Raw genomic sequence first — 19,647 nt, forward strand, 5'->3', positions numbered from 1 at the left:
AATAATTTAATTAATAAATATTTTTAAAACTAATAGAAAATAAAATTTCTATTACTTAATTATTCTTATAGTACAATCCTTGCTATGAAAGAATATTTAGCATTAAAAGCCAGTGCAGGAAGTGGAAAAACTTTTGCATTAACTGTAAGATACATATCTTTGTTATTGAAAGGGGCTAATCCTACTGAAATATTAGCTTTAACATTTACAAACAAAGCTGCAAAAGAGATGAGTGAGAGAGTATTTAAGACCCTAAAAAACCTTGGCAATGATGAGATTTACTTAGAACAAATATCAAAAGTCTCAGAGCTATCAAATGAACAAATACTAAATAAAAAAGATAAGCTTGTAAATTTATATCTAAACTCAGAACTTTCTATTTATACAATTGATAAATTTATAAATAAGATTTTAAGAGAGTTTAGTGGATATCTTGGTGTTGATGATGACTTTTCAATAAAACAAGACAATGTAGAAAATCTCCAGTATAAATTTTTACAATCATTGGGTTTAGAAGATTTTGATAAGTTGATAACTTTTTCATATTATGAATCTAAGAAATTTAATTCTATTTTTGATATTTTTCAAAACTTAAATGAAAAAAATGAAGAGTTTAAGGTAGTCAATATTGAAGAGAAGTTAATACCACTACAAAAAAACTTAGCCCTACAGATTGCTTTTAAATTAAAAAATCACATAATTACTTGTGAAGGTGCTTCAAATGCCTCTTTAAAAGCTGTAGGTTTTAATAACTTTGATGAACTTCTAGAAAGAGGAAAAACTTGGCTTACAAAAGATGTAGCAAGCGAATCTAGAGATTTTAAGAAGTGGGTTAATGAGGAGTTTGAAAAGAACTTTCAAGAGCTTAAGATAGAGATTAGCAATTATTACAAATTGCGTTCAGCATACTCTTTAAGCTCACTGTATGAACTATACAATTTATTTAAAAATTTTAAAAAAGCTTATAACAAAAATAAAAACTATTTTACATTTAATGATATATCAAATTATGTTTATGAGCTGTTAAGTAGTAAGATTGATAAAGACTTTTTATACTTTAGACTTGATAGTAAATATAATCATATTTTAATAGATGAGTTTCAAGATACCTCTTTACTGCAATATAAGATTTTAGAACCACTTATTGAAGAGACACTCTCTGGAAATAGTGAAAAATTTAAAAGCTTCTTTTATGTGGGAGATACAAAACAGTCTATATATAGGTTTAGAGGTGGAAAGAGAGAACTTTTTGATTTTGTTAGTAAAAAGCATAACCAAATAGAAACAGAGATTTTAAATACAAATTTTAGAAGTGCTAAAAATATTGTTGAGTTTGTAAATAGAGCATTTGTCAATTTAGATAATTATGAGTATTACGAACAGTTAAGTAATATAGAAAATGGATATGTTGAAGTAATAAGTGATGAAAGTCTAAAAGAAGATGAAAAATATCAAAATGTGGCAAGTACAATTGCTTCACTTATAAGAAAGAATGTTGACCCAAATACTATAGCCATATTAACATATACAAATGATGATGTTTTGGAGTTATATTCATATTTAAGTAAGACTTTTAGTTCACTTAAGATTTCCACAGAGATGACATCAAAACTTATAAATCAAGAGAATGTAAAAGCTTGTATAAATGCTATAAAATATCTTTACTATAAAGAGAAGATTTATAAAGAGAATCTAAATGCTATTATAGGAAATGCACCTGGGGCAAATATAGAGTTTGAGTTTGATTTAGAAGAGAATAGGGTGTTTGAACTTATTTTAAAAGTTGCAAGATATTTTAATATCCTAGATGATAATGTTATTAGATTTATTGAAGAGTCAAAAAACTTTGTTGATATAGTTGATTTTGTTTATGAAGTCGATTTGATGGAAACTCCAATAGAGAATAAAGAGCAAATGGGTTTACAAATTTTGACAATTTTTAAATCAAAGGGTTTAGAGTTTGATACCGTAATTTTACTTGATAGAATAAAAAATAAAAATGCTGATAAAAGTTCATTGTTGTTTGAATATAGTGGTGTTTTCTTAGAAAATGTTTATTATAAAATATCAAACTTAGACAAGTTTGATGAAAACTATGAACGAGCATTAAATAAAGAGAAAGCACTACAAAAAGAAGATGAAATCAATATTTTATATGTGGCTTTAACAAGAGCAAAAAACAATCTCTTTATTTTTAAGAAAGAAGAAAAATCAGTTTTTGATTTAATAGGACTTGAGTCTTGTAAAATTGGTGATTTAGTAATAAATGAAGTTAAAAAAGATATTAATCAAAAAATTCAAAAAATAGATTATAAACCACTTTCTTTAGGTAGGCAAGCAAACAAAGCTATAAAAGATTATGATGATGAGTTTGAATTAAAATCAAGATATTTTGGTATAGCAACGCACTATTGCTTGGAGATGATGAATAACTTTACAATTGAAGAGTTAAATTACTCTTTGAGTCTTGCAAGAAGTAGGTATTCAGTTTACTTAGAAGATAAAGATTTTAATGATATTAAAAAAAGAGTTACATTGCTAATAGAAAATGAAGAGTTTAGTCATTTTTTAAATAATGCTACTTTTTTAAGGGAGCAATCTTTGATGTTTAATGAAGAGATAAAAATCATAGATTTACTTATCAAAAAAGATGAAAAGTATTATATTTTTGATTATAAAACTACACATGGCGAAAATATTGAGCATGAAAAACAAGTCTCTTTTTATAAAAAAGCTATAAAAGAGATAACAAACACTGATGAGGTATATGCCTATTTGATATATTTAACAACACAAAAGGCTTATTTGAAAGCTGTCTAAATAAAGTATCTTATAGAAGCAAAGCCATAAACTTTGCAAGTTTCTATTTGCTCAATGTGTGAATCATCAATAATACCACCAAGAGCTATTATTTTTATATTGTATTTTTCATTTACCTCTTTTAATACTTCAATTCCCTTTGCTTTGCCTTTATTAGGAGTATCAAATATAGGTGAATAAGTTATAGCATCTGCTTTGTTTTCTATAGCTTTTTGTATATCAATTTCATCATGACAAGATATTATTGTAAATAACTTTGCATCTTTTGCAAGTCTGATTTTATCAAACTGTTTTGAAGTAAGATGAATTGCACAATTTAATTTTATGGCTAGTTCTAGGTTTTCATTTAAGATGATTTGCTTGATATTAGATTTTTTACAAGTATCTATAAATACTTTTGCTAGTTCTTCATAGTTTGTAGAGACTTTATCCCTAAAGCAGGCCATATCAACTCTTTTACTGGCTATGGTCTCTTCTAATTTTTTTTTGAATGTAGTTTTATTATTTGTATAATATTTGGGATCTGTGATTAAATTGTAGTTGAAGTTATCTTCCATTTGTATCCATTTTATAGATATAAAAAAAGGGGAAGAAAATAATCTTCCCCTTTTTAAGTTTTAAAAGTGTTCTGTTTAGTGATGGTCTTCTTCCGCCATCATAACTGAACCAGCAATATAAACGTATGTTAAAATACTGAAAATAAATGCTTGTAATACTCCAAATGCAGTTAATAAAAAGAAACCTGGTAATGGTAATAACCAAGGAACTAACATTAAAAGTACCATTAAGAACATATCATCTCCTCTAATTGAACCAAAAAGTCTAAATGATAATGAAATGATTCTTGAAATATGAGAAATAATTTCAATAGGGAACATTAATGGTGCAAGTATTGGCATAGGTCCCATGAAGTGTTTAAAGTAGTTAATAAAACCATTTAATTTAATCCCAACATAGTTATAGTAAACAAATACTATTAATGCTAAACTCAAAGTAAAGTTAATATTACTTGTAGGAGCTTCAAAACCTGGAATAACTCCAATCATGTTACTTACAAAAATAACTAATGCTAATGAACCAATTAAAGGTAAATATCTTCTAGCATTCTTTTCCCCCATAGTGTCAGCACCCATTGCTATAACACCACTGATGAATGCTTCTAAAGCGTTTTGTGCACCAGTTGGAACTAGTTGCATTTTAGTTGTAGCTGCTCTAGCTAATAAAAAAACAATCGCAATTGATAAAATAAAATGCGATAATATAATCCATTCTTGGCTATGTCCACCAATAGCTCCCAAGAATGTAAATAATCTTCCTTCCATCGTCTTCCTTCTTTATAATTTATTCTATAGTTATGGCATGCATTATATACTTTAGATTCTAAATTTTTTATAAATAGTATATTAAATAATCATATTTGTTTAAATCTGTACCCGTTATGTTTCAAATTTTCACGAATTGACTTTTGGTGCTCTTCACCTTTTGTTTCCAATGAAATTGTTACATGTGCTTCACCAAACTCCAACTTTACCGAGCTTCTATCATAATCAATTTGCACAATATTGGCATCACATGATTGAAATATTGATGTTAAATGCATCAATGAACCTGGTTTATCAATCAATGTTACTAAAAGGTTAATTTTTCTATATGATTTAACTAAACCTTTCTCAATAATCTGAGATAACATAGTTACATCTATATTCCCGCCACTTATGATTCCACAAACCTTTAAATCTTCAATATCAATTTTTTCATGCATTAAAGCAGCCACTGAAACTGCTCCTGCTCCTTCAACTACAAGTTTGTGTTTTTCAAGTAAAAATAAAATAGCATTTGCAATTTCATGCTCTTCTACTTCAACAACTTCATCCACATACTCTAAAATATATTCAAAAGTTTTAGGGTTTACCGCTTTTACCGCAATACCATCAGCAATAGTTTTTACATAAGTAGAGTCAATAGGTAATTTTGAATCATAAGACTCTTTCATTCCTCTAGCTCCACTTGCAACAACACCGATAATTCTTATTTTTGGATTTATTGATTTTGCAGCAAGGGCAGCACCAGAGATTAAACCTCCACCTCCAATTGGGATTACTAAAACATCTAAGTCATTTATATCTTCTATTATCTCAAGACCAATTGTTCCTTGTCCTGCTATAACTTTATCATCTGCAAAGGGGTGAATAAATGTTTTACTATTTTCTTCACTATATTTAATTGCAGCAGCATATGCTTCATCATAGTTTTGTCCACCTAAAACTACCTTTGCTCCATACTGTTTAACTCCACTAACTTTTGTAAGTGGTGTAGCTTCTGGCATAAATATTGTAGCTTCACATCCAAAATAACTTCCAGAATACGCAATACCTTGTGCATGATTTCCTGCACTTGCTGCTACGATTCCATTTTCTCTAATATCTTTATCAAGAGAGGCAACTTTATTGAATGCACCCCTTATTTTAAAGCTTCCTGTTAATTGAAGGTTCTCTTTTTTTAAATAGATATTACTATTAAACTCTTTACTTAAAAATGGTGCATAAGTAAGGGGTGTTTGTAATATGATCCCTTCTAAATTTGTTTTTGCTTCTTTTATATCTTTTAATGTAATCATTTTTTTTCTTTTCATATTTTATTATTTGCAATAATATCTAAAAATAGTTTTTACTCGCATAAATATAAACTATTTTTAGATAAGGGGGAAGTATCCCCTTATTTATTCTCCTTATTTATAATTTCTACTGCTTTTACCATATTTTTCAAACTAGGAATCACTTCTTCCCATTTTCTAGTTTTTAAACCGCAATCTGGATTAATCCATAATTGCTCTTTTGGTAAAACCTCTAAAAGTGCTTTGATTTGTTTTACAACCTCTTCTACAGTAGGAACTCTTGGTGAGTGAATATCATAAACTCCAGGACCTACTTCTTGTTTATATCCATGCTTTTTAAATATTTTTAAAAGTTCATTTCCACTTCTTGCTGTTTCTATTGAAATTACATCTGCATCCATATTTTCTATTGTCTCAATTATGTCATTAAATTCACTATAACACATATGTGTATGAATTTGAGTCTCTTTTTTTGCACTACTAACACAAATTTTGAAATCTCTTACTGACCAATCTTCATAGATTTTGATTTTTTCTTTTCTTAAAGGATATCCTTCTTTAAAAGCTGCTTCATCCACTTGAATTATTTTAATACCTGCATTTTGTAAATCATTTATTTCATCACTAAGTGCAACAGCAATTTGTTTTGATACTTCATCTCTTGCTTTGTCATCTCTTACAAATGACCAGTTAAGAATTGTAACAGGACCTGTTAACATTCCTTTCATGATTTTTTTTGTTTTACTTTGAGCATATGTAATCCAATCAACTGTCATATCTTTTGGTCTTGATATATCTCCATATATAAAAGGAGGTTTTACACATCTGCTCCCATAACTTTGTACCCAACCATTTAAAGTAAAGCCATAACCTTTTAGTTGTTCACCAAAATATTCAACCATGTCATTTCGCTCAGGCTCTCCATGAACTAAAACATCTAAGTTACACTCTTCTTGAAAAGTTATGCACTCATCAATATAATCTTTCATAGATTTTGTATACTCTTCTTTTGAAATAGTATTTGCTTTAAAATCTCTTCTTGATTTTCTTATTTCACTTGTTTGAGGAAATGAACCAATAGTTGTAGTTGCTAAAGAACCATAGTTTAATAATTCTTTTTGTATTTTAATTCTCTCTTCATACTTTCCTTCTCTGCTTAGTGTTTTAAAGTTTTCAACTCTATTTTGAACTTCTTTGTCATGTATTAAAAGAGAAGTTTTTCTACTTTTGTTTGCATCTTTATTTCTATTTAAAGATTCAAGTTCTTTGTCATCTAAATTTTCAATTCCTTTATAAAAAACTTTTGAAAGAAGTACTACTTCATCCAGTTTTTCACAAGCAAAACTCAACCAATTTTTAATTTCTCCATCAAGTTTATCTTCATATTTTAAAGTAAAAGGAGTATGTAATAGTGAACAAGAAGATGAAATAATGATTTTGTCTTTTTCAATTACTTCTGATATTTTATTTAACAAATCAAAAGAATTTTTAATATCATTTTTCCAAATATTTCTTCCATCAACTACACCTGCAATAACTCTTTTATTTGCCTGTGCAATAATTTCTAGTGAGTCTATATTCTCACTTCCATATAAAAAGTCGAGTCCTAATCCCCAAATTGGAGTATTAACTAATATTTTTGTTGCTTCATTTGAGTGCTCAAAATATGTAACAACTATTAGTTTTATATTATTTGTAGTTAAAGCTAACTCGTCGTATGTTGGTTTTATTAAACTTAAAATTTTTGCATCATTATCTTTTACAAAAATAGGTTCATCTATTTGAATAGTTACAACTTCATCAAGTTTTGATAGCTCATGAAATAGTTCAATGTAAAGTGGTAAAATTTTATGCAATAATTCAAAGGTATCACCTCTATCAACTCTTTTTGATAAAGCTAAAAATGTAATTGGACCAATAAGATTTATTTTAGTTTTTATACCTAGTTCTTTTGCTTCTTTGTATTCATTGATTATTTTTGAAGCATTTAGTTTATACTCATCTTCTAAACTAAGTTCTGGAACTATATAGTGATAATTTGTATTAAACCACTTTGTCATCTCCATGGCAACTGAGGATTTATTTCCCCTTGCCATTGCAAAATATAACTCTTCACCTTTTAGTTTTTTAAATCTTTTAGGAATAGCATTTAACATAATTGCTGTATCCAATACATTGTCATAAAGACTAAAGTCATTTGAACTTATATATGAAATACCTGCTTCTTTTTGATAGTTCCAATGTCTTTTTCTCAACTTACTTGCAACTCTTTGTACTTCTTCAAATGAACAATTTTTTGCCCAATAACTCTCTAATACTTTTTTTAACTCTCTTTGTTCTCCAATTCTTGGAAAACCAACGATATATGTGCTTTCTAGCATTTTATTATCCTTAATATATTTTATGTTTGTAATTGTTAGTTAAGAAATAATAAGTGGTGGATGAACGCCAGTACGTCTAAAGGCAAAGTGTGTTGAATAGTATGGACATCTTGGTATAAATTTAAAGTTTGAGATTGCTAGTTTTGTTTTTAATCTAAAGACACAATCACAATAACAAGCTTTTATAGAAGAGACATAAGCTGAACTATTTAATAAGAGATCTTCTAAAGGTGGTGATTCTTCTTCCTCTTCATCACAATGTTTTGAGTTTATAAAAGTAGTTTTTTTAGAGCGTACTTCATCATCATTCAATTTTTTTGCAGTCGAATGTGCTGTTATTGCAGATAATGAAAAGTAGTTTTTTCTAAACCCTCTTACGTGTCTCAATTGATTTTTCCTTTTTAGAAATAGAATATATGTTATTAAAGCTTAATTATAAATAAAAATTATTATGATAGACTTTCAAAAAAGAAAAGGGGTAACATACTTTTTAAAGTATGAATATAATAATTTGAAATTTACATTTGTAACACTGTTCCCAAATCTAATTGAGCCTTATTTTTATGACTCAATATTAAAAAGAGCAGTAGAGGCTAACTTTATATCATATGAATTTTATAATCCAAGAGATTATACAGAAAATAAGCATAAAAAGACAGATAAGCAAATGGTAGGTGGAGGAGCAGGAATGTTAATGACTCCTCAACCTTTGTTTGACTGTTTAGATGACATAAAAAGCAAGAACCCTGATGCTTATATTATTTTTCCATTAGCTGCTGCAAAACCTTTTAATCAAAAAGATGCAAAAAGGTTAGCAAAGAAAAAAAATATAGTTATTGTGAGTGGAAGATATGAAGGAATTGATGAAAGAGTTATAGAAAAGTATGCAAATGAAGTCTTTAGTATAGGAGAATATATACTAACTGGTGGAGAACTGCCATCTTTAGTCATGGCAGATGCAATTTCTAGAAATGTTGAAAAAGTGCTTGGAAATGCACAGTCTTTGGATGTTGAGAGTTATGAAAACAACCTTTTAGAAGCGCCATCTTTTACAAAACCTGAAAATTTCCAGAACTTAAGTGTAGTTAAAGAATTTTTAAAGGGAAATCATAGTAAAATTGCCGACTTAAAAAATAATCTGTCTATTTGCAAAACAAAATACTTTAGACCAGGTTTAGTTACGAAGAAAAAAACAAAATAGAAATGTGATACCCCGCAATTTGCAAATGCGGGCACTTTCACTAAAGGGAAATACAATGAAAAATAGATACATTGCGAGCTTTGAAGCAGCGCAAATTGCAGAAAAAGAGATTCCTCAATTTAGAGCGGGTGATACTGTTAGACTTGGTATTGAGATTAAAGAGGGTGAGAAAAAAAGAGTTCAAACTTTCGAGGGTGTTGTTATTGCTAGAAGTGCTGAAGGTGTAAGCGCTACTTTTACAGTAAGAAAAATCGGAGCTAACTCAGTTGGTGTTGAAAGAATCTTCCCATTATATTCAGATTCAATTAAATCTTTTGAAGTATTAAGAAGAGGAAAAGTAAGAAGAGCTAAGCTTCATTACTTAAGAGGATTAACTGGTAAAAAAGCTAGAATTAAAGAGCTTAAAAAGTAATCTTTTAAGAGTCGAAGTTTTTACTTCGACTTTTTATTCTTATGCTTGCTGAAAAAGTTCTAATTCATACAGCCCTTCAACCAGAAGCACAATACTTAATCAATTTTTATAAACTAAAACAGGACGATTCCGTTCAAAACTTCAAACTTTTTTTTAATGATAATATTATTTTAATAGTATCAGGTATGGGTAAAAAAAATACTATAGATTCTTTAAATTTTGTATTTGAAAATTATTCGATATTAAAAGCCTTTAATATAGGAATTGTAGGATGTTGTGATGAAAGTATAAAAATAGGGACACTATTTTGTACAAATAGGTTGTTGCCAAATATAAATTTTGCACCAATTACCACAGTTGATGAGCCTCTTGAAAGTGATGAAAACTTAGAGACACTTTTAGTAGATATGGAAAGCTTATACTTCAAAGAGACTTGTTTAAAATATATAAAAGATATATATGTTTTTAAAGTAGTTTCTGATTATTTAGATATTAGTATTCCTAAAAAATCATTTGTAATAGAGTTGATTCAAAACAGTTTTAAATCTTGGAAAAAGTATATATGAGTATAGAAAAATTTCAAGAACATATATTAAAAACAAATTATAAAAATCTAAAAGAAAAAAACAAAGAGTTTGTAAAAGATATATATTTACAATATCAGTTTTCATATCAAGAGTTAAAGCAGATAGTTGATTTTGCAATTGATTTTAATATGTGGAATGAAAAAGAGCTTTATGAAGTTTTTAAAGATGAATATCCTTCAAAGAAAAATGCCTTTAATGATATACGAAAAATCTGGGAAAAGTTAAAAAACTCTTCAAATACATATAAAACTTTTGATGAAAAAGCTTATGAAAAACCTAGACGATTCTCATTTTCTGAGATAAAAAAAGATAGTGTTTCTTTAGGCTCTTGCCCTGTTGCAAGTGAGAGTACGAGATGTTGTAATTTGCTTACTTTAGATGCTGTTCACTCTTGTGGTTTTGATTGTTCATACTGTTCCATTCAATCTTTTTACAATCAAGATAAAATAGGTTTTGATGTAAATTTTAAAGATAATCTAAAAAAGCTAAAGTTAGATGCAAATTATACTTATCATATAGGAACAGGACAGAGTTCTGATTCACTAATGTGGGGAAATAAAGGAGGGCTTTTAGATGCACTTTTTGATTTTGCAAGAAAAAATAAAAATGTAATTTTAGAGTTCAAAACAAAATCAAACAATATAAAATACTTTTTAGAAAATGAAGTACCAGCAAATATTATATGTACTTGGTCATTAAATACTCCTACAATTATAAAAAATGAAGAACATCTAACTGCTTCATTAGAACAAAGAATTGATGCAGCAAAAGCATTAGCAAAAAAAGGTGTAATTGTAGGATTTCACTTTCATCCTATTGTTCATTATGAAAATTATTTAGATGAATACAAAGAGGTATTTGATAAGTTAATAAAAGAATTTAATCCAGATGATGTAGCTTTAGTCTCTTTTGGAACACTAACCTTTATAAAGCCAGTTATAAATAAAATAAAAAGTAGAGATTTTAAATCAAAAATCTTACAAATGCCTTTTGAAGAGATAAATAAAAAACAATCATATCCATATGAAATAAAAAAAGAGATGTTTAAATTTGCCTACAACTCTTTTAAAGCTTGGCACAATAAGGTATACTTCTATTTATGCATGGAAGACCACAAGCTTTGGAAAGATTGTTTTGGTTTTGAATACTTTTCCAACAACCAAATGGAAGATATGATGAAAATGTCATATTTTAGTAAAATAGATAAAAGAAGATAAATGAACATACTTGAAATAGATAAATTAACTTTTGCATACGATAAACAAATTATACTTGAAGATATAAGTTTGACAATTCAAGAGAATGATTTTTTAGCAATTATTGGACCTAATGGTGGGGGTAAATCAACTCTACTTAAAACTATTTTGGGAATCAATAAAGTAAAAAAAGGAAAAATCAAACTTTTAGATTCAAAGGTTGAAAAAAATATTTCAAAAATTGGATATGTTCCTCAAAATACAAATGTAAATGTAAACTTTCCTATAAAAGTAATAGAAGTCGTTATGATGGGACATGTTGGACACAAACGACCACTAATAGGATATAAAAAAGAAGAGATAGCTTGTGCAATGGGAGCATTGGAACAAGTAGGAATGCAAGATTATGCCAATGTTAAAATTGGCACACTTTCAGGTGGTCAGCGTCAAAGAGTAATGATAGCAAGAGCTTTATGTGCACATCCAAAAATATTACTTCTTGATGAACCAACAGCTAGTATTGATGTTGATGGACAAAAACAAATTTATGATTTACTGAAATTTTTAAATAAATCAATTACTATAGTAGTGGTTAGCCATGATATCTCTGTTATTTTGGGCTATGCTTCAAAAGTTGCTCATATAAATAAAAAACTAACTTTCCATGATATTTCCCATAAACAAAAAAATATTCTAAATGATGATATGCACTTTTGCGAGGTTGAGATGCTTCAATTACTTGGAACTAATTTTGATACAAAAAAGAGTTGCAAATGCTAGAGGCACTAAATTATACATTTTTCCAAAACGCACTACTTGCAGGAGTATTGGTTAGTATAGCCTCGGGAATCATTGGTTCACTTATTGTTGTAAATAGAATGGTTTTTTTAGCTGGAGGGATTGCTCACACTTCTTATGGTGGTATTGGTATTGCTATTTATTTTGGCTTACCTATTTTTTTAGGAGCTTCAGTTTTCTCAATAGGCGCTGCTTTATTAATGGCATATCTAACCCTTTATCAAAGGGATAGAATAGATACTTTTATAGGCCTTGTGTGGGCATGTGGAATGGCACTTGGGATTATTTTAGTTGATTTGACTCCTGGATATAATGTTGATTTGATGAGTTATTTATTTGGTTCAATCTTAGCTGTTAGTAGTGATGATTTAATATATATGGGACTGTTATTAGCTTTTATTGTAGCCATTGTTGTCTTTTTTTATAGGGATATTTTAGCGGTATCTTATGATAGTGAATATGCATCTTTACGTGGGATAAATGTAAGATTTTTTTATACACTTATTTTAGTTTTATCAGCTCTAACTGTAGTGATTGCTATAAAAGTTGTTGGCCTGATTTTGGTAATTGCTCTTTTAACAATACCAATATATATTGCTGAAAAGCTTTCAAACTCTTTATATGGGATGATGATTATTTCAGCTGTTTTATCTTCAATTTTTACATTAGTTGGATTGTATATATCATATTCTTTTAATCTAACTTCAGGGGCTACAATAATAGTTGTAAGCGCAATGTCACTATTTATGTTTATAATATATAAAAAGTTTAAAGGTGAGTCTTAAGATATGTTGCATGAAATAGTTGATTTTATAGTTCAAACAGTTGGTTCATTGGGTTATTTTGGGATATTTATAATGATGTTTTTAGAGAGTTCATTTTTCCCTTTTCCTAGTGAAGTTGTTATGGTACCAGCAGGGTATTTAGCCTTTAAAGGTGAAATGAATATGACAATTGCAATTATTGCAGGGATATTAGGAAGTCTAGTAGGAGCTTTATTTAACTACTATTTAGCTATAAAATTTGGAAGAAGATTTTTAATAAAATATGGAAAATATTTTTTTGTAAATGAAGAGACAATAAGTAAAATGGAAAACTTTTTTAAAGCTCATGGTCCTATTTCAACTTTTTCAGGTAGATTAATTCCAGCTGTTAGACAATATATCTCTTTTCCAGCAGGATTAGCAAAGATGAATATCTTTTTGTTTTCTTTGTATACAAGTTTAGGTGCTGGAATTTGGGTCATCATTTTGGCTTTAGTTGGATATTTTATTGGAGATAATGAACAACTAATAAAAGAGTATTTACGCTATATAGTAATTGCTATTTTAATAACTTTGGCATTTATTGTATATGTGTATTATAAAAAATATAAAAGAAAAAGTTTAACAAAATGAAAGCAATAGTTACAGGATATAGTTCAGGTATTGGTAAAGCTATTTCTGATATTTTAGAAAGTAATGGTTTTGAGATAATTAAGCTAAAAAGTAGACTAAATGACTTGGACTCTTTAGAAAAAGAAGTAAAACTATTACTTAAAACAAGTGATATAAATGTTTTAGTCAATTGTGCTGGTCTTGGTATTTTTAAACCCCACGAAGAGATCTCTTTAGCTAAGATAAAAGAGTTGATAGATGTAAATTTAACAGCACCAATTATTCTATCAAATCTACTTCTTAGAAGTTTAAAAAAAACTAAAGGTCATATTATCAATATAGCTTCTGTAGAAGCCACAAGACACTCCAAGTTTTCAGCACTTTATACAGCTACAAAATCAGGACTTAGAAGTTTTGGTTTAGCTTTATTTGAAGAACTTAGACGAAGTGATGTAAAGGTTACAACAGTAAATCCAGACCTTACAAAAACAAATTTTTTCGATGATTTTAATTTTGAACCAGGAGATAGTAAAAACTCTCACCTTATAGCTGATGATATTGCCAAAAGCATTTTAGATATCATTGTTTTTAATGGAGTTATTACAGATATAACAATTAGACCTCAAAAATTAGAGATAAAAAAGAAGATTTAATATGAATGAAAAAAATATAGATCAAATTGAACAATTAATTGAAATACTCAATTATGAAATAGTTGAGTTTAAAAAAGAGAGTAGTACTGTTCATCCCTATGATATATCTGAACAACTTTTAAAGCTTAGAGATCTTGATGAAGATGAATACTCTTATATACTTAAAAAGATTCCAAGTGCTCTTCTTGCAGAAGTTTTATCTGAAATGCCAGATATTGTGCAAGAAGAGATTAGTGAACATATTAGTACAAAAAAGATTGTTGCTGTAACTTCTAACATGGATACAGATGATGCGGCTGACTTTCTTCAAAATATCTCTGAAGAGAATGAAGAGCTAGCTCAAGAGATTTTAGAAAGCTTTGATGATGAAGATAAAGAGTTACTTGAACAGCTTATTTCATATGATGATAACGAAGCCGGTGCTCATATGCAAACAGAGCTTTTTTCTGCAAAAAATGATGAAAAAATCGGTGATGCGATAAAAAGATTAAAAGAGCTAAAAGAAATAGGAGAAGTTGATAATATTTGGCATTGTCATATTATGAACAAAAGGGGAGAGTATTTAGGAAGTGTTGGACTTGAAGAGTTAATTATTTTTGAACATGAGTTAAAATTTTTAGATATTCCAAGTGATAAATTAAGAAACTATAATGTCTCACATAAAGCGGATTTGAAAGATGTGGTAGATATGGTTACAAACTATAACTTATCAAGCTTACCTGTTGTTGATAGTAGAAATAGATTGATTGGTAGAATTACTTCTGATGATGTGTATGATATCATTCAAGATAGTGCAACAGAGCAAATCTATAACATGGCAGGGGTTAATGATGAAGCTGAGCAAGAAGAGAGCATGTATCAAATTGGAAAGAGTAGGGCTATTTGGTTAGGTGTAAACTTACTTACAGCAATTGCAGCTTCCATTGTGATTGGAGTGTTTGATGCAACTATTCAGTCTTTAGTTGCTTTAGCTATTCTTATGCCTATTGTGGCTTCCATGGGTGGAAATGCAGGAACTCAAACACTAACAGTAACCGTACGGCAAATGGCATTAGGTGATATTGAAAATGAAGATGCCAAAAAAACAATATATAAAGAGGTAATTATATCCCTTGTAAATGGATTACTTTTTGCTACAGTTATAGGTTTAATTGCATATGCATGGTTTAAGATGCCTCTTCTTGGAGTTGTTATTGCTTTATCAATGATAATAAACCTTTTAAGTGCAGGTTTTTTTGGAGCAGTTATTCCTTTGACTTTACAAAAGTTAAAAATAGACCCTGCAATTGGAAGTACTGTATTACTTACAACTGTTACTGATGTAGTTGGATTTTTTAGCTTTTTAGGACTTGCAACTTTAATACTTTTATAATTAGACTATTGGTCTTTTGTACCTCATAAAATAAAGTGATGGAAGTGCAAGACCAAAGCTAATAGCTCCTAAAATAGAGATTGATTTAAGTCCACTCTCAATGAATATCTCTATTAATTCATTAGTTACTCCATGTGTATTCATATCAACTAAACTAATCATTGCAGTAAAGGCATAAGTACCAGGAATCATTGGAATAATAGAAGCAACCGTATAAATAGGTCTTGGAACTAAGTTTTTTCTTGACCAATATAGGGCTATAAGTCCTATAATCATTGAGGCTAAAAAAGTTGCAAGTTCTATTGTTAAGTTCAAATCCATAAAGATTTCTCTTAATGTATAAACAATAGCTCCACCAAAAGCACAATATTTTAGTGCTGATTTTGGAACATTAAATAGCATGGCAAAGCCAACAGCAGGGATAGCTGCAAAAATTGCATTTAAAACAATATCTTGTAAAATTAAATTCATATTACCAGCCCTTTATATTTAAAATTGACATGGCAATAATAATACCAATTGAGGTTGCTAAAGTTAAAAGTGAAGCTTGCATCCATCGTCCCCAAGCCATAGATAAATATCCCTTTGTGGCATCAAGCATGGAGTTTATAAAAGGAAATCCTGGAACTAAAAGTAAAACAGAAGCTGATAAAACAATACTAGGAGTTGAACTTAGATTTAGTGATGAAGCTAAATTTGCAATTACAGTTGCAAAAAAAGCAGTTATACCAAAGGTAAGAATTAAGATAAATCTTTTTTTTGCTAGTTCATGTCTTATCATCATAGCAATTGAGGCTGCTAAAAATGTTATGAAAAAGCCATTGAAATCTACGCCTCTCAAATATGCAAATGAAGCACAGGATAAACCAACCATAAATACTAATAGCCATTTATTATAATATTTTGGCTCAATATCTTTTAAAGTTTGAGTTATAAAATCGGCACTTATATTGGAGTTTTTTTCTACATCTATTGTCATCTTTTGAATATCACAAACTATTGACATATTTATTGGCTTGTGGTGCGCACGTCTTGTTGTTGTAACTGATTGTAAGTCTTTTAGTGTTGTTAATACAATAGCTGAAGGTATTAAAGAGATTTCAACAGAATCTACACCTAAGGCTTTTCCCAATCTTTGTGCTGTTTGTTCAATCAAAATACTCTCCGCTCCAAATTCAAGCATTATTACTGCTGATTTGATTATTGCTCGGGTTATTTTTGTTTGTTCTTTATAATTCATTAGATTTTTCCATAATGATATTTTACCATTTTTATTAAAATTTAAAAAAATAAATTGTATAAAAAATAGTATATAGGTTAAATTATGCTTTATAATGAAGTTTTGATTATAATTTCACATTAATTGAAGGAAAAATTTGAAAAACTTAACAAACTATTTTTTAGAAAAAAAAGATATTATTTTTAAAGACCTAAATGAGGTTTCGCCAAAAGAATTAAATAGTAGAAAAAAGATAGGCATATATTGTGGTACATCTATACAAAAAGAGTATGTGGCAATATTTATTTACAACTCAAAGAGTAGATTTATAAGAAAAAATGTTGAAGACTTGGATCAAATGTTTGAGACTTTAAAAACATACAAAGAGCATAATTTTAAGAAAAAATTTTTACTTATAAGTTCGCCTTTGTGTTCAAAAGCAAAAAAGACATTAGAAGAAAACAAATGGAGTGTAGACATTGATTTTATGTGATATAGGAAACAGCACTTATCATTTTTTGATAAATGGTAGACAAGAAAAATATTTTTTAGATGAGAAGTTGCCAAAGTATGATGATGACATATATTTTGTTTCTGTAAATAAAAGTGCAACAAAAAAACTTTTAAAATCTAATCCAAAAGCTAAAAATATAGAAAAACTAATAAACTTTGATACAAAATATGAGGGCTTAGGTATGGATAGAGCACTTGTTTGTTATTTTGAAAAAGATGCAGTTATTGTAGATGCAGGAAGTGCTATAACCGTTGATATTATGAAAAATAAAAAACATATTGGTGGTTTTATTTTACCCGGATTTAGGGCATTTATGAAAACTTATCCAAAAATCTCAAAAAAGCTTAAGTTTGATTTTGAAAAAAAAATAAATTTAGATAAAATACCGCTTCAAACAAAAGATGCTATTACATATGCAATGATGAAATCTATTATTTTACCAATCAAAGAAGTAAGCAAAAAAAGAAAAATCATTTTTACAGGTGGCGACGGAAAGCTATTAAGTAAATATTTTAAAAATAGTACATATAAAAAAGAATTAATATTTGATAACATGAAAAGGATTATTGATGCTAACAATTGCATTGCCTAAGGGAAGAATTGCAGAAGAGACTTTAGACAAATTTGAGAAAGCTTTTGGTGAAAAGTTTATATTTGAAAAAAGAAAATTGATTTTAGAAAAAAGTGGATTTAGATTTTTAAATGTAAGAAACCAAGATGTACCAACTTATGTAATGCATGGAGCAGCTGATTTAGGTGTTGTTGGACTTGATGTTTTAGAAGAGAAAGAGTATGACCTGATCAAACTTCTTGATTTACAACTTGGACGTTGTAAAGTTGCTTTTGGTCTAAGACGTGGAGAAGAATTAGATTTAACAAAAAGTAAAATCACAGTTGCAACAAAACATGAAAAAATAGCAAAAAGATATTTTGAAGAAAAAGCAATGGCAGTTGATATTATTAAACTTTATGGTTCTATTGAATTAGCACCTTTAGTGAATTTAAGTGATTGTATTGTAGATATTGTTGAAACTGGTGAAACAATGAAACAAAATGGCTTGGAAGTAGGACCTACGATTATGGAAAGTAGTGCACACTTAATAGCAAACAAAAACTCATATTATGCAAAAAAAGATAAAATTTTAGAATTAAGAGAAAGAATCAAAGCAGTTTTATAATGGGTTTAAATTTATATGCAAGAATTGAGCAATATTTAGATTTTGAAGATGAGGTTACAAAACTTCATGGACTGTTTTTATCAGTTATTTTAGAAAAAAAGCTTGATAACATACTTGATGTAGGCTGTGGACAAGGCTCTTTTTTAAATCAATTATCAAGTTTAAATCTCAACTCTTATGGTATAGACTTAAGTAGTGAACAAATAAAAATCTGTAAACAAAATGGAATCAAAAATGTCTCTTCTCTACCTCTAAATGAAGTAAAAGAAAAGTATGATTGTACAACTGCAATTTTTGATGTTATAAACTATATTCCTAAAAAAGATATAAAAGCTTTTTTTGATGAAATGAATCTTGTTTTGAATCAAGGCGGATATTTTATTTTTGATGTAAACTCACTTTTTGGATTTGAAGATGTTGCCCAAGGAACTTTAAGTATCGATTTAAGTGATAAGTTTATAGTTATAGATGCTCTCTTTGAAGAAGAAAAACTAATTACAGATATTACACTTTTTACAGAAGATAAAAACAGACTTTTCAAAAAAGAGAACGATTGTATTATACAATACTATTATGAAACAAGTGAATTAAAAGATTTACTCAAAACTTCAGGTTTTGAAGTGGAAAGAGTTATTGACTTTAACTTACATGACTCTTTAGAAAATGACAAGGAAATATATATCTGTAAAAAATCTTAAAGGATTTTTTATGAATTACCCAGAATTTTTTGACAAAATTCCAAATATAAAACTAAAAGATAATCTCTCAAGCTTTTTAGGTGCCTTTGAAGATGGCGAAGTAGTATTTTCATATAAAGATGTTGTAAAAACAGCAGGACACTCATGTCCTACAGTTTTAGGTGCATATCTTATGACTTATAAAGCTTTAGATGAACTATATAAAAATGAAATACCAATACGTGGTGAAATCAAAATAGAGTTTTCTACAAAACAAACAGAGGGTGTAACAGGTGTTATTTCAAATGTTATGTCTAATATAACAGGTGCTACCTTTGATACAGGATTTAAAGGATTAGCAGGAAACTTTGACAGAAGATTTTTAATGTTTTTTGAAAAAGATATTTCTTCAAGTGTAAGATTTACAAGAGTTGATAATCAAAATAGTGTAGATGTTTTTTATGACCCATCAATGATTGGTGGCGATTCAAAGATGCAAGGATTGATGCAAAAAGCTATATCAAAAACAGCTTCAAGTGATGAGTTAAAAGAGTTTGGAAAACTTTGGCAAAATAGAGTTGAACAAATATCTGCAAAAATCGATGAAGTGATAAGAGTAGTTAAACTTTAGGTTTAACTACTCTTCATG

Annotated in this window: 22 protein-coding genes; 15 read left to right on the forward strand and 7 right to left on the reverse strand. The window is 28.5% G+C overall.

Going from position 1 to position 19,647, the window contains the following annotated elements; translation table 11 throughout:
- The first annotated feature begins 84 nt into the window (after positions 1-84).
- Positions 85-2,820 (forward strand): RecB-like helicase, encoded by a 2,736-nt coding sequence (locus ACNI28_RS08655; protein WP_419763859.1) that lies wholly within the window; start codon positions 85-87, stop codon positions 2,818-2,820.
- Here the strand turns inward: ACNI28_RS08655 and ACNI28_RS08660 are convergent.
- From ACNI28_RS08660 to ACNI28_RS08680, 5 genes are all read right to left on the reverse strand, one after another.
- Positions 2,817-3,377 (reverse strand): thiamine phosphate synthase, encoded by a 561-nt coding sequence (locus ACNI28_RS08660; protein WP_419763860.1) that lies wholly within the window; start codon positions 3,375-3,377, stop codon positions 2,817-2,819. The two genes, ACNI28_RS08655 and ACNI28_RS08660, sit on opposite strands and share 4 nt — an antisense overlap.
- A gap of 75 nt (positions 3,378-3,452) precedes the next feature.
- The gene (locus tag ACNI28_RS08665; protein WP_419763861.1) at positions 3,453-4,142 is read right to left on the reverse strand and encodes a F0F1 ATP synthase subunit A; all 690 of its coding nucleotides are present in this window, start codon (positions 4,140-4,142) and stop codon (positions 3,453-3,455) included.
- Between the two features lie 89 nt (positions 4,143-4,231).
- Entirely contained in the window at positions 4,232-5,437 is a 1,206-nt protein-coding gene (gene ilvA, locus ACNI28_RS08670; RefSeq protein WP_419766459.1) for a threonine ammonia-lyase, read from the reverse strand.
- A gap of 98 nt (positions 5,438-5,535) precedes the next feature.
- Positions 5,536-7,815 (reverse strand): 5-methyltetrahydropteroyltriglutamate--homocysteine S-methyltransferase, encoded by a 2,280-nt coding sequence (metE, locus tag ACNI28_RS08675; RefSeq protein WP_419763862.1) that lies wholly within the window; start codon positions 7,813-7,815, stop codon positions 5,536-5,538.
- A 39-nt stretch (positions 7,816-7,854) separates the two neighbouring features.
- Positions 7,855-8,202, reverse strand: a complete 348-nt coding sequence (locus ACNI28_RS08680; protein WP_419763863.1) for a hypothetical protein — start codon at positions 8,200-8,202, stop codon at positions 7,855-7,857.
- Positions 8,203-8,326: 124 nt separating this feature from the next.
- Between ACNI28_RS08680 and trmD the strand changes: the two genes are divergently transcribed.
- Genes trmD through mgtE form a run of 9 tightly spaced genes read left to right on the forward strand, consistent with a single transcriptional unit; the run spans position 8,327 to position 15,410 of the window.
- Positions 8,327-9,016: a tRNA (guanosine(37)-N1)-methyltransferase TrmD gene (gene trmD / locus ACNI28_RS08685; RefSeq protein ID WP_419766460.1), complete on the forward strand. Its 690-nt coding sequence runs from the start codon at positions 8,327-8,329 to the stop codon at positions 9,014-9,016.
- A 55-nt stretch (positions 9,017-9,071) separates the two neighbouring features.
- The gene (gene rplS / locus ACNI28_RS08690) at positions 9,072-9,428 is read left to right on the forward strand and encodes a 50S ribosomal protein L19 (protein ID WP_419763864.1); all 357 of its coding nucleotides are present in this window, start codon (positions 9,072-9,074) and stop codon (positions 9,426-9,428) included.
- 41 nt (positions 9,429-9,469) lie between these two features.
- Positions 9,470-9,994 (forward strand): nucleoside phosphorylase, encoded by a 525-nt coding sequence (locus ACNI28_RS08695; RefSeq protein ID WP_419763865.1) that lies wholly within the window; start codon positions 9,470-9,472, stop codon positions 9,992-9,994.
- Positions 9,991-11,232 (forward strand): SPL family radical SAM protein, encoded by a 1,242-nt coding sequence (locus tag ACNI28_RS08700; protein WP_419763866.1) that lies wholly within the window; start codon positions 9,991-9,993, stop codon positions 11,230-11,232. The genes ACNI28_RS08695 and ACNI28_RS08700 overlap by 4 nt, the downstream gene beginning before the upstream one ends.
- Positions 11,233-11,991 carry a metal ABC transporter ATP-binding protein gene (locus ACNI28_RS08705; RefSeq protein ID WP_419763867.1) on the forward strand — a complete coding sequence of 253 codons (759 nt, stop codon included), beginning with the start codon at positions 11,233-11,235 and terminating at the stop codon, positions 11,989-11,991.
- Entirely contained in the window at positions 11,985-12,794 is an 810-nt protein-coding gene (locus ACNI28_RS08710) for a metal ABC transporter permease (RefSeq protein WP_419763868.1), read from the forward strand. Before ACNI28_RS08705 ends, ACNI28_RS08710 begins: the two co-directional genes overlap by 7 nt.
- A 3-nt stretch (positions 12,795-12,797) precedes the next feature.
- On the forward strand, positions 12,798-13,406 hold the full coding sequence (locus tag ACNI28_RS08715) for a DedA family protein (RefSeq protein WP_419763869.1): 609 nt from the start codon (positions 12,798-12,800) through the stop codon (positions 13,404-13,406).
- Entirely contained in the window at positions 13,403-14,038 is a 636-nt protein-coding gene (locus ACNI28_RS08720) for an SDR family NAD(P)-dependent oxidoreductase (protein WP_419763870.1), read from the forward strand. The genes ACNI28_RS08715 and ACNI28_RS08720 overlap by 4 nt, the downstream gene beginning before the upstream one ends.
- Position 14,039: 1 nt before the next feature.
- On the forward strand, positions 14,040-15,410 hold the full coding sequence (gene mgtE, locus ACNI28_RS08725; protein WP_419763871.1) for a magnesium transporter: 1,371 nt from the start codon (positions 14,040-14,042) through the stop codon (positions 15,408-15,410).
- Here the strand turns inward: mgtE and ACNI28_RS08730 are convergent, their stop codons facing one another.
- Entirely contained in the window at positions 15,411-15,881 is a 471-nt protein-coding gene (locus ACNI28_RS08730) for a threonine/serine exporter family protein (protein ID WP_419763872.1), read from the reverse strand. It abuts the gene before it with no gap.
- Position 15,882: 1 nt separating this feature from the next.
- Positions 15,883-16,650 (reverse strand): threonine/serine exporter family protein, encoded by a 768-nt coding sequence (locus tag ACNI28_RS08735; RefSeq protein WP_419763873.1) that lies wholly within the window; start codon positions 16,648-16,650, stop codon positions 15,883-15,885.
- Between the two features lie 136 nt (positions 16,651-16,786).
- Here ACNI28_RS08735 and ACNI28_RS08740 point away from each other — a divergent pair, with 136 nt between their 5' ends.
- From ACNI28_RS08740 to ACNI28_RS08760, 5 genes are read left to right on the forward strand one after another with little or no spacing between them, the layout of a single operon-like run.
- The gene (locus tag ACNI28_RS08740) at positions 16,787-17,122 is read left to right on the forward strand and encodes a hypothetical protein (protein WP_419763874.1); all 336 of its coding nucleotides are present in this window, start codon (positions 16,787-16,789) and stop codon (positions 17,120-17,122) included.
- Entirely contained in the window at positions 17,109-17,735 is a 627-nt protein-coding gene (locus ACNI28_RS08745) for a type III pantothenate kinase (RefSeq protein WP_419763875.1), read from the forward strand. Before ACNI28_RS08740 ends, ACNI28_RS08745 begins: the two co-directional genes overlap by 14 nt.
- Positions 17,713-18,321: an ATP phosphoribosyltransferase gene (gene hisG, locus ACNI28_RS08750; protein ID WP_419763876.1), complete on the forward strand. Its 609-nt coding sequence runs from the start codon at positions 17,713-17,715 to the stop codon at positions 18,319-18,321. Before ACNI28_RS08745 ends, hisG begins: the two co-directional genes overlap by 23 nt.
- Positions 18,321-19,019 (forward strand): class I SAM-dependent methyltransferase, encoded by a 699-nt coding sequence (locus ACNI28_RS08755; RefSeq protein ID WP_419763877.1) that lies wholly within the window; start codon positions 18,321-18,323, stop codon positions 19,017-19,019. The genes hisG and ACNI28_RS08755 overlap by 1 nt, the downstream gene beginning before the upstream one ends.
- 10 nt (positions 19,020-19,029) lie before the next feature.
- Entirely contained in the window at positions 19,030-19,629 is a 600-nt protein-coding gene (locus tag ACNI28_RS08760; protein WP_419763878.1) for a hypothetical protein, read from the forward strand.
- Positions 19,630-19,647 lie beyond the last annotated feature (18 nt).

Source organism: Arcobacter denitrificans (SeqCode), assembly GCF_048571185.1.
Classification (GTDB): domain Bacteria; phylum Campylobacterota; class Campylobacteria; order Campylobacterales; family Arcobacteraceae; genus Arcobacter; species Arcobacter denitrificans.

Bases quoted from the DNA above. Each gene is read 5' to 3' on its own strand.
- ACNI28_RS08655 (WP_419763859.1), top strand. From the start codon at position 85: ATGAAAGAATATTTAGCATTAAAAGCCAGTGCAGGAAGTGGAAAAACT.
- ACNI28_RS08660 (WP_419763860.1), bottom strand. From the start codon at position 3,377: ATGGAAGATAACTTCAACTACAATTTAATCACAGATCCCAAATATTAT.
- ACNI28_RS08665 (WP_419763861.1), bottom strand. From the start codon at position 4,142: ATGGAAGGAAGATTATTTACATTCTTGGGAGCTATTGGTGGACATAGC.
- ilvA (WP_419766459.1), bottom strand. From the start codon at position 5,437: ATGATTACATTAAAAGATATAAAAGAAGCAAAAACAAATTTAGAAGGG.
- metE (WP_419763862.1), bottom strand. From the start codon at position 7,815: ATGCTAGAAAGCACATATATCGTTGGTTTTCCAAGAATTGGAGAACAA.
- rplS (WP_419763864.1), top strand. From the start codon at position 9,072: ATGAAAAATAGATACATTGCGAGCTTTGAAGCAGCGCAAATTGCAGAA.
- ACNI28_RS08695 (WP_419763865.1), top strand. From the start codon at position 9,470: ATGCTTGCTGAAAAAGTTCTAATTCATACAGCCCTTCAACCAGAAGCA.
- ACNI28_RS08700 (WP_419763866.1), top strand. From the start codon at position 9,991: ATGAGTATAGAAAAATTTCAAGAACATATATTAAAAACAAATTATAAA.
- ACNI28_RS08705 (WP_419763867.1), top strand. From the start codon at position 11,233: ATGAACATACTTGAAATAGATAAATTAACTTTTGCATACGATAAACAA.
- ACNI28_RS08710 (WP_419763868.1), top strand. From the start codon at position 11,985: ATGCTAGAGGCACTAAATTATACATTTTTCCAAAACGCACTACTTGCA.
- ACNI28_RS08715 (WP_419763869.1), top strand. From the start codon at position 12,798: ATGTTGCATGAAATAGTTGATTTTATAGTTCAAACAGTTGGTTCATTG.
- ACNI28_RS08720 (WP_419763870.1), top strand. From the start codon at position 13,403: ATGAAAGCAATAGTTACAGGATATAGTTCAGGTATTGGTAAAGCTATT.
- mgtE (WP_419763871.1), top strand. From the start codon at position 14,040: ATGAATGAAAAAAATATAGATCAAATTGAACAATTAATTGAAATACTC.
- ACNI28_RS08730 (WP_419763872.1), bottom strand. From the start codon at position 15,881: ATGAATTTAATTTTACAAGATATTGTTTTAAATGCAATTTTTGCAGCT.
- ACNI28_RS08735 (WP_419763873.1), bottom strand. From the start codon at position 16,650: ATGAATTATAAAGAACAAACAAAAATAACCCGAGCAATAATCAAATCA.
- hisG (WP_419763876.1), top strand. From the start codon at position 17,713: ATGCTAACAATTGCATTGCCTAAGGGAAGAATTGCAGAAGAGACTTTA.
- ACNI28_RS08755 (WP_419763877.1), top strand. From the start codon at position 18,321: ATGGGTTTAAATTTATATGCAAGAATTGAGCAATATTTAGATTTTGAA.
- ACNI28_RS08760 (WP_419763878.1), top strand. From the start codon at position 19,030: ATGAATTACCCAGAATTTTTTGACAAAATTCCAAATATAAAACTAAAA.